The sequence below is a fragment of the Paenibacillus sp. WC2504 genome, assembly GCF_052682475.1.
Genome location: NZ_JBQZFH010000001.1, coordinates 2910580 through 2924718, shown reverse-complemented (window position 1 = coordinate 2924718; position 14139 = coordinate 2910580). Strand labels below are relative to the sequence as shown.

Sequence of the window (14139 nt, the reverse complement as noted above, 5' to 3'; positions counted from 1 at the left end):
CCCCCTGCCCTACCTTCGGCTCATCGCCTTAATATATCGAGCCGTAATTAATTGCGGCCGGGTAATTGCGCTGCCGACAACGACATTAGCCGCACCGCATTCCAGCGCTTTCGCAGCCTCTTCCGGCGTCCAAATCCGCCCCTCTGCGACAACCGGGATCTTGACCGCCTCGCTTAGCTGCTGCAGCAGCTCAAAATCCGGTTCATCCGACTGCCGGCTGTAAGAGGTATACCCCGAAAGCGTGGTGCCGATCAAGTCCACACCAAGGCGCTCTGCAGCAATCCCCTCTTCCAGCGTGGAGATATCCGCCATGACCGCTGCACCCATCTTGTGGGCTAGAGCAATCAATGGTTCCACGGCTTCCAGACGGCCCTCGCGATCCGTCACATCGAGTGCCACGACGTCTGCGCCAGCCAAAACGATTGCTTGCACTTCATTTATCGTAGGCGTAATGAAAATGTCCGAGCCTGCGATATCGCGTTTGATTAAGCCGATTACCGGCACAGACACTTCCTGCTTAATAGCCAAAATGTCGAACACGCCATTCGTCCGAATTCCGACTGCACCTGCTTCCACAGCGGCTCTGGCCATTTTGGCCATCGTATCTCCGCCCCGGAGCGGTTCATGAGGCAGCGCCTGGCAAGATACGATCAAGCCTTTTGCGGGGAACAGTTCACCTGATCTCTGTGTCACAGCCCTTCTCCTTTCGCTTGCGCAGCGAACCCTAAAATTCGCTCGTTCAACGCATGAATACGGAACAGATCCGTTTCAGCAACCGGCAGCAGCGGCAATCTCGGTTCACCTGTGTCGTAGCCACGCAGCTTCAAGATGGCTTTGCAGGCGCCATACAAAGAAGGAAATGACAATAGGTCCACAATCAGTGCGTTTACAATAAACTGCCATTTCAGTGCCTCTGCCATCCGTCCCTGCACATAACAATTTTCAATGTGGAGGAAAAGCTCCGGCATAACGCCGTATGTACCGCCAATCCCACCATCTGCGCCAATGCTTCTGCCGGCCAAATATTGTTCATCCGGTCCATTGAGAACGAGAAAATCTTCGCCCCCGGCCGCTTTAAACTGCTGCAGCTCGAATGTGCTCTCTGCGGAAATTTTGACGCCGATGACTTTTTCTTGGGCTGCCATTTTGGACAACAGGCCCACGGATAACTGAAAGCCCGTCGTTTGCGGGATATGATAGATGATGAAAGGCAAATCCGTGCTGTCGATGATCGCCTGCCAATGCGCCTCTACACTTGGCGCCGACAAACGATAATAGATCGCCGGAACAGCGGAAACCGCATGCGCTCCAATTTTCTCCGCATGAACGGCAAGCTCCACGCTGTCGCGCGTAGCAGGTGCTCCGACGTGCGCAATGACCGTCAACTCGTCGCCGACCTCGCCGATAACGGCTTCCAGCATCAGCTTGCGTTCAATCACAGATTGAAGCATACCTTCGCCGGAACTGCCGCCTATATACAAGCCTTTGACGCCTGAATCGGCATAATATCTGGCTAAACGACGTGCTGCTGCCAAATCAATTTCACCCGAAACGTTGTAACAAGAATACATCGCAATTATAATCCCTCTAAATCGATCTAAATTATAGGATTTCATGTTGCATTTACCTCCGGTTTTGTCTTTATTTATCCTTTTACGGCACCCATTGTAATGCCTTGTGTGAACGCTTTTTGGAACACTAGGAAAATTGCAATCATAGGAACAGATGCCAATGCAGCTCCAGCCATGAGTACACCATAATTCGTCATAAACTCACTTTGCATCGTCATCATAGACACACCTAACGGTAAGGTCATCATTGTCGTCGAGCGGATCATAATGAGCTGACTGAAATAATCGTTCCAGGAAGCGATAAAGGTGAAAATTGCAAGCGCACCGAGTGCCGGTTTGAGCAATGGTAAAATGATCGTGGAGAACAAGCGGATCTCCGAACAACCGTCCATTTTGGCCGCTTCCATCAATTCTCCTGGAATGGTCTGAGCGAACTGCTTCATCAGGAATACACCGAATGGCCAGCCGATTGCCGGCAAAATAAGCCCATAATACGTATTAACCCAACCAAAATCCGCCAACATCGTAAAAAGCGGAACAAGAATAACTTGTTTCGGCAGCGCCATTGCCGCGATGAACATCGTAAAAATAATTCTGCGTCCCGGGAAAAGCTTTTTCGCAAGCACATAGCCGGCCGTCGAAGAAACGAGGCAAACCGCAATCATTTCTACGATAGAGATGGTGAAGCTGTTCAGCGTCCAACGCCAAATCGGGTTCTTAAACAATTCAAGCCAATTGCTGAGCGTGGGTTTAAGCGGAAACCATTCAGGAGGTATCGCTGTGGCAACCGTCTGAATTTTGAATGCACCGGTCATGATCCAATAAAAGGGAAAAATAAACACAATCGTTGAAAGAATTAAAAGCACGGTGGAGACCACTTTCGTCGGCGTCCATGTACGTTTATTTCCGGTGAGCCGCTGTTTTCTGACACTGCCGGCGTGTGCGTGCACATGTGTATTTGCTGTCATGATGACCTCCTAGTACTCAACATCGCTGCCAAAATATTTGAATTGAATAACGGATATGATGCCAATTACGATGGCCAATATAATACCCATTGCAGAAGCAAGACCGAAATGCCCGAGCATAAAAGCTTGCTCGTACACGCCATACATCACCGTCGATGTGCTGTAAACGGGACCGCCCGAGGTTAGCAGCTGAATTAATGCGAAACACTGGAACGTGTTAATTGTCGTTATGACAATCACATAAAGATTCGTCGGCATGAGCATAGGCCATACGATTTTGGTGAAAATTTGCCACGGAGTTGCACGATCAATCTCCGCCGCTTCGATATAGGAGGTAGGAATGTTGCCCAGCGAAGCGACATACAGAATGATGGGCTGCCCAACAGACGTTGTAATCAAAACAGCAATGATCGCGAGCAGCGCAGTTCTTGTATCGCCTAACCACGATATCGGATCGAAACCGAATAGACCGATGATATAATTCAAAATTCCATAGTTGGGATGATAAATCCAACCCCATACGACCGTAATGCTGACAACCGAAGATACGGCAGGCAAGTAAAATACACCACGGAAAAATGATCTGGAAAATTCCTTCATTTTGTAAATATTAACGGCTACAAAGATGGAAAATACGATGACGATCGGCACCGCAATTACAACCAACAAAATCGTATTTCGCATGGACTTAAGAAATGTTTCGTTATGCATTAAGGAAACGTAATTATCTAAGCCTATAAAATCAAAAGTTCTCAAAGAATAATCGAAAAAGCTGATGTAAATACCTTTTAGCATCGGATATGCGACAAAAATCAGAAAAAATCCAAACGCTGGAAGTAAAAAGAGATAGCTCATCAGCCAGTCGCGCAGGACCATATTTCTCGATTTGCTAACCGTTGCTTCCATTCCTTTTCCCCATTTCTCGTGTTTAGTGAAGGAGCAGCGCCGCTTGCTGCGCTGCTCCTCCTGCCATTGCTGCTTATTTTTGAACTTGCGCTTTCGCTTTGGCAATTGCCTCATTGGCTTTGGCCGCAAAGGCGTCAAGCGCCTCTTTTCCTGTTGCTGTTCCTGTCAATGCGCGCTGCAGCTCAGGGAACCAGAATGTGCGGATTTCCGCATAGCCGTCTGCAATTGTGGGAGGATCCGTGATAAATTGGCGCGCCAGGTCCGCGTATTTATACTCAGGGTCGTCATACAAGCCGGTTACCGACGTGCGTGCGGATAGACCACCGGTCTGGATGACATTCTTTTTACCCCAAACGGGATCATTCACAACAAAATCGATAAATTTCTTGGAAGCTGCAATTTTATCAGCATTACCGTTGTTGAAAATCGCAAGCCCCCCAAGGAATGGCTCAAGCTTAGGTTTCGAACCATCCAGTGTCGGGAATGGAAGCAGAATATCCTCGAAAGGTACTTTTTTATTCGCAACGTTTTGCGCTTTCAACACCGGCGAGTAGTTCAGGGTGAAGGCCAGTTTTCCTTGTAAAAACAAGTCGTTGACGTCAGACGCGGCCAGGGAGGCTGCTCCCGCTACGCTGATCTTGTCTTTCGTTGCTTTGACAACCCAATCCAGCGCCTTGCCGGCATTCTCGGTATTAATCGCAACTTTCGAGTTATCCTCGGACAGGAATCTTGAAACCCCCATGTTAGCCAAATAGGCGCGAGTGCCTTGATCACCTGCCGTGCTTTTCGCAAAGAAGCCGGTTGGAATCATTTCCGGTGCTTTATCTTTCACAGCTTGCAGCGCTTTTTCATATTCCGCTACCGTCCACGTTCTATCCGGCTTGTTCAGCGGAAGTAGATCGACAGCGCCGATTTTCTCAAACACGGTTTTGTTCACAGCCATCATGAACGGCCCCGTATTCAGCGGATACATGACGATCTGATCGCCGACAGTCGACTGCTTCCAGAAAGCCGGAGCAATGTCATTTTTAACTTCAGGGGTAACCATATCGTTTAAAGGTGCGAGCAATTTTTTCTTGCCCCAATCAATAATACGTCCTGGAGCATCATAAATGACGTCAGGCGCCGTGTTGGACGCAATCGCGACATTCAGCTTTTGCGGGCCTCCATCGAATGTAATCATTTCAAGATTGACTTTTATTTCCGGATATTTTTGATTAAATGCTGCAATGATTTGTTTCTCGTATTTGCCGACTTCCCCATCCAACGTTTGGAAGTTGGGAAAGTTCCACCAAGTAATTTCAAAAGGCTTAGCTGCCGCTTGAGTCGCTGCAGGTTTTGCTGTGTCCGGCGATGAGGCCGGTTTACTTCCTTCCGAATTACTGGTGCATGCAACCAATTGGGATCCTACTAGCGCTACGCCTAAAACGGTCATCAGCCCTTTTTTCATTGCTCTCATCTAAGTACCCCCATTATCGTTATAGGAACGAATAATTTCGCTTTCATCCCTTGCTCTAAGCATAAAACATATCCATCCATGGCAAAATCCCACTGGTTTTACATCTATGGTCGTATTCTGACCTATTTGCTTTTCGATCTTTTTCAAACACGTTTTGTAGCGATTTTAGTATATAATTTAGGAAAAGAACAGAGAAGGCCATAATCTTTCGGGGGATTCCATGTATAAACTACTCATTGTCGAGGATGAGCCACTCATTCGCACAGGCATCAAGCATTATTTTAACTGGCAGGATCTTGAGGTCTCCCATATTGTAGAAGCGGACAACGGGAAAAATGGACTAACAATGGCATTACAGGAGAAACCTCATCTCATTATTACGGATATCCGCATGCCGGAGATGGATGGGCTTGAGATGATTGAGCACTTGCGCCCTCAGCTTCCAGATACGGTGTTTGTCATTTTGACAGGTTTCAATGAATTTGCCTATGCACAGCAAGCCATACGGTTGGGTGGCGTTCATGGCTTTTTGCTCAAACCGCTCGAATACGAAGAAAGTCTAGCCACGATCCAAAGCTGTCTACAAGAAATTGTAGCTAGGCAGAAGAAGCGGGAAACCCACTCCGAGCTCATCCAAGAAAGCAAGCTGTCCAAGGGCAGCGAATGGCTTCAGCTTTTGCTGGAGGAACCTGATCTCGCTGCGGCTCAAGAGGGAAAGCTGCAGCATCTCTTTGAATTCCAAAGCGACAACTATGCGTATGTCCCTTTTGTTATCTCGTGGTTGCCTGTGAAAACAGCTGCTCCTCTTGCCAAAAATAGTATCAAGCTGTTGTCGGCCACTTGGATCGATGATATGATTTCTTCGCTGTATTCGACTGAAACGGCACGTCAAATTATTACCTACATGTATAGATCCAAGTTATACGGGATTGCAATCTTAAATAGCCCCTGTGCGCAGGTCGATCTGAGATTTGCTTTTCAACAACAGGAGCGTTTGTTGAAGCAGGCGGGAGAAGTGAGCCAAACTTCTATTTTCATGGCCATCGGCGAATCAACAGATAGGCTGCCTGAATTAGGCCATTTGATGCACCAGACGGATAAAGCATTATGGCAGCGGTATTATGAACCTGGCCGGCATGTGTTTCTTGCAGCCTCGGGCGAGACGGCGTATTCAGGCAAAACATCCACCATTCATTTGAATGATCAAGATAAAAAGCAACTCTATACCTGCTTAGAAATTGCTAATGCAGAGGAAATCAAAAAACTCTTGCACCGATTCGAGAAGGACAATCTAGCTCACATGCTGCAAATTGCGCCTGCACGTTGGCTTGCCTTTTTGCAGGAACTCATCGGCGTTTGCATTCACTTTGCCAATAAAAACAGCATCCCGTTTGAAAGCGTCTACAGCGACAAACTGTTAAGCCTTGCCTTCGTGGATGATTTCTCAACATTGGAGGCTCTCTTCGACTGGCTCGGTGATTGGATGGCTCAGCTCGGAACATTGTCTCAGGATGGCACGCTTTCGGACCAGCAGCAGGACGTGCTCATTTTTGAACACATCGCCTCTTTCATTAAGCAGAACATCGCGGAAGATGTGACACTGCAAATGGTCGCCGACCGATTTTTCTACAACCCTTCCTACTTAAGCCGCCTGTTCAAAAGAAAATTAGATAAAAATTACATGCGCTTCGTCACGGAAATTCGAATTGCCTACGCTCAAGAGCTTTTAAAGAAGCCCGATTTATTAGTAACGGACATCTGTACGATGTGCGGGTACAAAAGCTACAAGCATTTCGTCAAAACCTTCGGCATCATCGCCCTAATGACACCCACCGAATACCGAAAAAAGTGGGGTTGGTCCTAAATGCTGCAGTGGAAACAACTGACTCGACAGTTCCGGATGAAGCACGTCAACCATCAAATTTTTGTACTGATGATCCTGATTATTACAATTCCTTTATTAATCATTTCCGTTATCATCTACTTATTTTCCATACAAGCCGTCAAAAACGAGTACCAAAGCAGCTCCAACTTAATTCTTACGAATTTGTCCTTTAACATTGATCAGTACTTGCAAAGTATCGAAAAAGGTACGCTGAACGCACAAATGGACGGACAGCTGCAAGGAGCGCTGGAGCATTGGACGATAGCTGGCGATGACAGCGGCAACGATCAAATGATTGTATACGGCAACATTATCGAGCATTTTATCAGTTCCATCGAGATGACGATCAAGAACGTGGACAGCGTTCAAATTTACGCAGGTTCAAGAATGTTTTACTCGATGAATTTCAATCGTTCCGACTACGATGTGAAGGATTTTACACATGAAGATTGGTATCTCCAGACACAGCAAAAGGCAGGCGGAATCGTACTTTTCGGCGCACATCTTCCTTTTCATCGGGTCAACGCCAAAGAATCCGTTATTTCCATCGCCAGAGTCATTAACAAAGTAGGCAGCAAACAGCCCATCGGTGTCATGCTCATTGACATTCGTCTGGATTCTTTAAGGGAAATTCTGAAGCTGTCGGAAGATCGGAAGCGGAATTTCATCATTATTGATGATAAAGGCGGCGTGATTTACAATTCCAACCGCAATCAGTCGATAAGCAATCTGTCGGCAACGCTCAAGGAGCAAGCCATTCAATCCGTACTGAACAACGAAACGGGAAGTTTTTATGCCAACTTCTCTGGGGTTAACTCGTATATTAACTTTGTCACTTCTTCGTATTCCGGTTGGAAAGTCATCCAATATATCGATGAGAAAGAAATGACCAAGCAAGCTGATATTTTGATTAAAATAGTTCTGACCTTAGCCTTCCTCTCTCTGGGCACAGCGCTCCTCTTCATGTTCATCTTGTCTGCGCGTGTGACCAAGCCGATTATTCTGCTTAGCAGACAGGTTAAATTGGTCGGGTTAGGGAAATTCGACGTTGATTTAAGCAGCGACCGTCAGGATGAATTCGGTGTGCTGTACCAGGGCATCCGTAAAATGGTGGAAGATCTGCAAAGCTATATCGAGCGCTCGGCCACGGCGATGGTACAGCAAAAAATAGCTCAATTCGGTGCCTTAAAAAGCCAAATTAACCCCCATTTTCTCGCCAATGTACTCGAATCCATCCAAATGAAAGCCGTCATTAACGGTCAGCGGGAAATTAGTGAGATGGTCGGCATGATCGGTCGTCTGTTCCGTATTCAGATTCAGACCGGCAAAGAAACCGCGTCACTGCGTGAAGAGCTTGAACATATTCGGTTATATGTGAAAATCCAGCAGCTCCGCTTCGGTGATAAAATCCAGTATTCCGAGAAGCTTGCGGAAGAGAGCGCCGATATACAGGTCATTCACTTCTCACTACAGCCTCTCGTCGAAAATGCGATCGTGCATGGGTTGGAGCGGTTAAGCGGGCCAGGTTTGCTTGAGGTGTCTACGGTAAAATCCGGCAATGATATGCTCATCATGATCAAAGACAATGGTGTGGGGATGGACGAAGAGAAGCTGCAGCAGCTGCAACTAAGGCTCGCCCAGCCTTCCAACACGTTAGACGAAGCCCATATCGGAATTAAAAATGTTCACGATCGTATCTGTTTCTACTTCGGCGAACAATACGGCCTGACCTTGTACAGCCAAGCGGGGCAAGGCACCACGGTGATCATTCGCCTTCCGATCAAATAGAAAAGGACTGTTTCAAAAGATCACATGATCTTTTGGAACAGTCCCTTTGGTGTATCGGGTGCGTGTTACCTATCCAGCAAATCGTCAAAAATGCCCCGGAACTGATCCGCCACGGATTCAGCGCCTTCCTCGAGCTCATCTACGCTGAAAAAGAAACGGTGATGGGACTCATCCGTATCCAGCATATCCGATAAAAGCCCGCCAAACCCCCGCGTTCTGCGGTCAAATTCCAGAAGAACTTCAACGCCATTCTCATCCGGGTAGAAAACAAGCTCCAACTCATCTACGGAGCTGCGGTACTCCCCATTTTGATACGGTACAAATTCGAAATTTTGAATAAATGGCAGATGATAATTGCGCTGCGGATAATATTCATTCTCTGCTTTATGTAAATGAAAACCGAGTTCCTCCAGCGCTTCAAAAATAACCGACGTGTGCGGGTGAGCCAATACCTCAATAGGATCACGATCGGAAGGATCAACCGCGTTGTCCACGTCCATGCCTGTACGGATCCATATCGGGCTTACACCAATAGAAATAGGCGTCTCGTGCGGCAGTACGAAATGAAAAGGAATTTCGACCGATTCTCCGGGTTCAAAAACAAAACTTTCGCCGAGCAGAATATTAGCAATTACAACCGTTTCTCTGTGCATCCGATTTGCGTCGTTATTTGCCGGCTTGAGGTATTCCGTCATGATTTGAAAATAGATTCTGTCCACTTTCTGCTCTACACTGCCGCCTTTGGCAACGATGACTCCCTCTACAAGCTCCCCGGGAATGAAAGCCTCCGTATGGAACTGCGTGTCGATTTCAATGTTCCCAATTCCTACTTTAGCCATCATCTTCTTAAAAAAAGACATGATTATTCCTCCGCTTCATCATCATCAAAAAGAGCCCGAAAATACCGCTCCCGATGATTCAAGAAATCTCTCGTTAAATTGAAATGATCCGTATCTTCATACGAGATTGGCTCGATGGCGGTTTCAGTAAACTGCAAAATTTGCGCACCTGGATACGCCATGATGATCGGGGAATGCGTAGCTATAATAAATTGCGCCTGACCTGATTTCTCCAATTCCCGAATCATGCCGAGGAAAGCCAACTGATTCTGTGGCGAAAGCGCCGACTCAGGCTCATCCAGCAGGTACAAGCCTTTGCGGCCGAACCGGTTCCGGAAAAAGGTCAAGAATGCTTGTCCATGCGACTGCTCATTCAGGGATTTGCCTCCATATGGCGCGTAAGCTTGAAATCCAATATACGGATCCTTCGCCAGTTCATCGATATAACCGGCAAACGTATCAAAGGTCTCCGCACGGAAAAAGAGTCCGTGACTGACTTTGGGCAGCCACGATAATCTCATGATATTCGCCAGCGATTCATCATCTTTTTCTTTCTTGATCGTTAAATCTCGGCCTCCGACCACACTAAAGCCACAGGAGACACCGATCGCCTCCAGCAGCGTTGACTTCCCCGAACCATTATTTCCGATAAAAAAGGTGACATTCGATCGGAACTTGAGCTCATCGATTTGGCGAATGGGCTTAATGTTAAACGGAAATGCAGCTTGATCCGCTTCGGACAGCTCCGACCAGTCCAAGGTTATTCGCTGTAAAAATGGCATTCGCGCCTCCTGTTACTCCTGACTTATTGGTTAGCTGAATAGTTTTTGAGTAAATCTTCAACTAGAATGCCATTAATTCTCATGCCTTTGAGTTCACAATCTGTAAGCTCCGCATCTGTCAAATCACAGTTGGCGATCTTGGTATTGGCTAGTTTGCATTTCGTAAATGAAGTGTCTACAAAATGAACATGCTCGATCTGAGCGTTGCTGAAGTTGGCATTCTGAATGCTCGTATTCGAAAGGTTGATATTCGAAAACTTTGTATTCTGCATATTGATGTCATCTAGTATCATGCCGCTCATATTCGCATTATGAATCTTTGTGTTTGCCAGATTCACATTGTCAAAAACAAGATCCTCAGCTTTCACTTTTTCAAATTTTGAACCCGTGATATCCGCCATCTGTAGATTTAATTTCTCCGTTTTCAAATTCAATCTCATCAACCTCGCCTTTTCAGCAGATTCATATACATGGACATCTAATAGAGTGCTCACATTTCACTTTACACGAAAATGGCTCTCAGGCAAACTGCAAGAAGCCAAATTTCTAGCAGGCGTCAGCCGCCGATGGCACTGATGTGGCACCGGATAAAATCAATGAGACACTACATGCAGCGGTTCCAAGCTGCCGTCTCTGGTGTCAATCGCTCCCGGCCCGATGCAATTGACGCGGATGCCGTGAGGCGCAAGATCAATAGCAGCAGATGCCGTCGCCCTCGCCAACGCAGCTTTAACTTCGATACTTGCTCAAAATTCCCCCAGCATAACAAAAAGGTGAACTCCCTCACCATCATGATGCAGAGTTCACCTGATTCTAATTTACGCCCGTTTGACTCCGCCGCTTCCGCAGCTTCATCAATTCTGGCAAAGCAATACCAACCATTGTAATAATAACACCAATCCATTGTATGCTATGGACGGTTTCATGAAGCACGACGAAGGACATGATGACTGCGGTCGGCAATTCAGCCGCGCTCATAATTGTCGCGATGCCACCGCCGATCCGAGGAACGCCAATCGCGAAAAACAACGGCGGTATGACGACACCGAAGAATGCAAGCAGAAGCGCCCAAGGCAGAAGTTCTTCATGTAAAGAGCCGTTGAACAGAAAATGCGGCGGATAAACCAGCATTACCAGGATTAACGATCCTGACTGCATAATAGCACTGCGAGTAATTGGCGCAATCGCGCTGGAAACTTTGCCGCTAAACATAATGAATAAGGCATAAGTTAGCGCAGAGAGAAGCCCCAGACTGATTCCAATCCATGACGGTGCTTCTTGCCCGCCACCTAAATATCCGCTTGCCATAATAATTCCGATAAACAGGATGATGAGCGCGAATATTTTATCTTTTCCAGGCCGTTTCCGCTCTGTTATCGCCTCAAGCAAAATTCCGATCCAGGTAAATTGAAACAAAAGAATAATGGCAAAGGAAGCTGAGATATATTGCAAAGCTGCGTAATAAAAAATACCCGTTAAGCCTGAGGTTGTTCCAACCGCCATGAGCGACAAGGCTTGCCGCGGTGCCACTTTATACTTCTTGGTCTCGGCGCTGCCGCCTCGATTGGATTTGGCTGTAACAAGAACCAAGATCCAAATCATCAGCACGCCGAACAAATTTTGGCTGCCAACCACTTCCCCCACTTGGAAGCCCGATTCATACGCTTTTTTGACAAAAGTGGATAACAATCCAAAGCTGCATGCGCCAGCCAACACGAACAAATAATATTTCATCATAGCGATTTCGTCAGAATATCTCTGACCGTATCACGCGTCATGATTTTGTAACTTCCCACTTGCTCCTTCATAAAGGACTTATGAATTAATTCCTCAAGTCTGGCATCACTAATGTCATAGTCCGCTAAACAGTTCGGCGCACCTAGCGAATTCCAGAATTGACGCAGCGCCTCAATGCCTTCATATGCAATTTCGTGATCGGTTTTGCCTGCGGGATCAACACCGAACACAGCCAACGCCAGCTTGGTCATCCGTGAAGGATCATCTTCTGCGCAGTGTCTCATCCAGTTCGGATAAATGATGGCAAGACCTCCGCCATGCGGAATATCATACACCGCGGACAAGCCGTGCTCGATCTGGTGAGATGCCCAGTCTCCGCCATCGGTCCCGCTGGATAATAACCCGTTAAAAGCGGTAGTTCCCGCATACATGATCGTTGCTCGATGTTCATAACTGTGCAGGTTCTCAAGCAGTTTAGGCGCAGCCTCCATGATCGTTAAGAGAACCGATTCCATGAAACGATCCATCATTGGCGTATTTTCGGTGAGGTGGAAATACTGTTCGAGCACATGAGACATCATATCCACAATGCCGTACACCGTTTGATCCAAGGGCACCGAATACGTAAACTCCGGGTCCAAAATAGAGAAAGCCGGATAGGCCAAGGGGCTGCTCCAGCCGCGCTTCTCGTTTTTCTCCCAGTGAGTAATGACTGAAATGTTGTTCATTTCAGAACCCGTGGCCGCCAACGTTAGCACCGTTCCGAATGGCAGTGCTCTAGAAGGGACAGCCTTGCGCGTAATAATATCTCAAACATCACCATCATAATAAACGCCAACTGAAATTGCTTTGGCACAGTCAATCACACTACCGCCGCCTACAGCTAGAATCAGCTCAATACCCTGCTCCCGGCACAGTTCGATCCCCTTCTTCACTGTCGTAAGCCGCGGGTTCGGCTCAACGCCTGACATTTCATACACGTCCGCTTGCATATGGTCAAGCTGCTGTTTAACAGCTTCGTAAACGCCATTTTTCTTAATGCTTCCGCCGCCAAATACGAGCAGCACCTTCTTGCCAGGAGTGCCTAGTTCCTGCGCTAACTGCTCAATTTGCCCTTTGCCGAACCATAATTTCGTTGGATTGAATTGTAAAAAAGATTGCATGATTGTAGCTCCCTTGGATGACTGATATCTGATTTCTAACTAATGCAGTATACCACAACTCCGTTTTAATTTCGAAAAAGGTTTGGCGCCCTGTCGTTTCTCATGTACCTACATAAGATAGACCGAGGTGAATATCCCATGCCCAATTACCGCATTATTATTGACCTGTCCGATTTCCAATTATATTTGCTTGATGTAAATCGCGTTGTACGCGCATTCCCGGTGGGAATCGGCAAGATGGTAACCCGTACACCCATCGGCGAGTATACGATTATTAATAAACAGCCCAATCCTGGCGGTCCTTTCGGCGTCTTCTGGATGGGATTGAGCAGACCGCATTACGGTATTCATGGCACCAACGACCCCTCCTCCATTGGCAAACGTACCTCTCACGGATGCATCCGAATGTACAACGAAGATGTGCTTGAACTGGCCGCACTCGTGCCGATTCATACCCGTGTGACGATACGACCTTAATAGGCTGTCCCAACAGTCATCATAATGACCGAGGGACAGCCTATTCATTTCTAGACTCATTAAATCCGGTGTACCGGCAAAGAGAACGAGATACTGCAGCCTTTGCCTAGACGGCTCTCCGCCCAGATCTGCCCTCCATGATATTGGACAATCTCTTTGGCAATCGCAAGACCAAGTCCGCTTCCGCCGGATGTGCTGCGTGATTTGGAAACCTTATAGAACCTTTCAAATATGTGCGGCAGATCCTCTTCGCTGATCCCCACGCCTGTGTCGGTCACCCGAATCACAAGTTGGCGCGGATCGCCTTTGATGTCCACATGCACATGAATGAAGCCGCCTTTAGCCGAAAACTTAATGGCATTGTAAATAATATTGGCATACACCTGCTCGATCCGATCCGTATCAACGGTTAACAACATCTCTTCATCTTCCGAATTCACCATATCGAGAGTGTAAGTGATACCCGCATTGGCGCAGTCCAGCTCATATTTGGCAAAAAGCTGGCGCACCATGGTCTGACAGGAAGTTGGCGCAAGCTGGAAATGGAACTGCTTTGTTTCCAAG

14 protein-coding genes and 1 pseudogene are annotated in these 14139 nt (G+C 47.1%); 3 read left to right on the top strand and 12 right to left on the bottom strand.

Annotated elements, in window-relative coordinates:
• Nucleotides 1-9: 9 nt before the first annotated feature.
• The 5 genes from ACUN27_RS12710 to ACUN27_RS12690 are packed head-to-tail and all read right to left on the bottom strand — an operon-like array spanning nucleotide 10 to nucleotide 4904.
• Entirely contained in the window at nucleotides 10-693 is a 684-nt protein-coding gene (locus ACUN27_RS12710; RefSeq protein WP_315952409.1) for an N-acetylmannosamine-6-phosphate 2-epimerase, read from the bottom strand.
• The gene (locus tag ACUN27_RS12705) at nucleotides 690-1616 is read right to left on the bottom strand and encodes a dihydrodipicolinate synthase family protein (RefSeq protein ID WP_326060845.1); all 927 of its coding nucleotides are present in this window, start codon (nucleotides 1614-1616) and stop codon (nucleotides 690-692) included. Before ACUN27_RS12705 ends, ACUN27_RS12710 begins: the two co-directional genes overlap by 4 nt.
• A 29-nt stretch (nucleotides 1617-1645) precedes the next feature.
• The gene (locus ACUN27_RS12700; RefSeq protein ID WP_445559001.1) at nucleotides 1646-2539 is read right to left on the bottom strand and encodes a carbohydrate ABC transporter permease; all 894 of its coding nucleotides are present in this window, start codon (nucleotides 2537-2539) and stop codon (nucleotides 1646-1648) included.
• Between the two features lie 9 nt (nucleotides 2540-2548).
• The gene (locus ACUN27_RS12695; RefSeq protein ID WP_445559000.1) at nucleotides 2549-3559 is read right to left on the bottom strand and encodes a carbohydrate ABC transporter permease; all 1011 of its coding nucleotides are present in this window, start codon (nucleotides 3557-3559) and stop codon (nucleotides 2549-2551) included.
• Complete coding sequence (locus tag ACUN27_RS12690) at nucleotides 3519-4904, bottom strand: ABC transporter substrate-binding protein (protein ID WP_445558999.1); 1386 nt, start codon at nucleotides 4902-4904, stop codon at nucleotides 3519-3521. Before ACUN27_RS12690 ends, ACUN27_RS12695 begins: the two co-directional genes overlap by 41 nt.
• Before the next feature lie 220 nt (nucleotides 4905-5124).
• Between ACUN27_RS12690 and ACUN27_RS12685 the strand changes: the two genes are divergently transcribed.
• Entirely contained in the window at nucleotides 5125-6768 is a 1644-nt protein-coding gene (locus tag ACUN27_RS12685) for a response regulator transcription factor (RefSeq protein ID WP_445558998.1), read from the top strand.
• A complete protein-coding gene (locus ACUN27_RS12680; protein ID WP_315952417.1) occupies nucleotides 6769-8577 on the top strand; it encodes a cache domain-containing sensor histidine kinase in 1809 nt (602 codons plus the stop codon).
• A gap of 65 nt (nucleotides 8578-8642) precedes the next feature.
• Here the strand turns inward: ACUN27_RS12680 and ACUN27_RS12675 are convergent, their stop codons facing one another.
• From ACUN27_RS12675 to ACUN27_RS12650, 6 genes and pseudogenes are all read right to left on the bottom strand, one after another.
• Nucleotides 8643-9437: a sporulation protein gene (locus tag ACUN27_RS12675; RefSeq protein WP_315952418.1), complete on the bottom strand. Its 795-nt coding sequence runs from the start codon at nucleotides 9435-9437 to the stop codon at nucleotides 8643-8645.
• Nucleotides 9438-9439: 2 nt separating this feature from the next.
• The gene (locus tag ACUN27_RS12670) at nucleotides 9440-10198 is read right to left on the bottom strand and encodes an AAA family ATPase (protein ID WP_445558997.1); all 759 of its coding nucleotides are present in this window, start codon (nucleotides 10196-10198) and stop codon (nucleotides 9440-9442) included.
• 23 nt (nucleotides 10199-10221) lie between these two features.
• Nucleotides 10222-10632 carry a pentapeptide repeat-containing protein gene (locus ACUN27_RS12665; protein WP_445558996.1) on the bottom strand — a complete coding sequence of 137 codons (411 nt, stop codon included), beginning with the start codon at nucleotides 10630-10632 and terminating at the stop codon, nucleotides 10222-10224.
• A gap of 159 nt (nucleotides 10633-10791) precedes the next feature.
• The gene (locus ACUN27_RS12660; RefSeq protein WP_315952423.1) at nucleotides 10792-10920 is read right to left on the bottom strand and encodes an SDR family oxidoreductase; all 129 of its coding nucleotides are present in this window, start codon (nucleotides 10918-10920) and stop codon (nucleotides 10792-10794) included.
• A gap of 91 nt (nucleotides 10921-11011) precedes the next feature.
• On the bottom strand, nucleotides 11012-11935 hold the full coding sequence (locus ACUN27_RS12655) for an EamA family transporter (protein ID WP_315952425.1): 924 nt from the start codon (nucleotides 11933-11935) through the stop codon (nucleotides 11012-11014).
• Nucleotides 11932-13098 (bottom strand): annotated as a pseudogene (locus ACUN27_RS12650) (iron-containing alcohol dehydrogenase). The gene ACUN27_RS12655 and the pseudogene ACUN27_RS12650 overlap by 4 nt, the downstream one beginning before the upstream one ends.
• 138 nt (nucleotides 13099-13236) lie before the next feature.
• On the opposite strand from ACUN27_RS12650, the gene ACUN27_RS12645 reads away from it, so the two are divergent.
• Nucleotides 13237-13575, top strand: coding sequence for a L,D-transpeptidase (locus ACUN27_RS12645; RefSeq protein ID WP_315952428.1), 339 nt, complete (start codon nucleotides 13237-13239; stop codon nucleotides 13573-13575).
• 59 nt (nucleotides 13576-13634) lie between these two features.
• Here the strand turns inward: ACUN27_RS12645 and ACUN27_RS12640 are convergent, their stop codons facing one another.
• A complete protein-coding gene (locus tag ACUN27_RS12640; protein WP_445560626.1) occupies nucleotides 13635-14138 on the bottom strand; it encodes a sensor histidine kinase in 504 nt (167 codons plus the stop codon).
• Nucleotide 14139 lies beyond the last annotated feature (1 nt).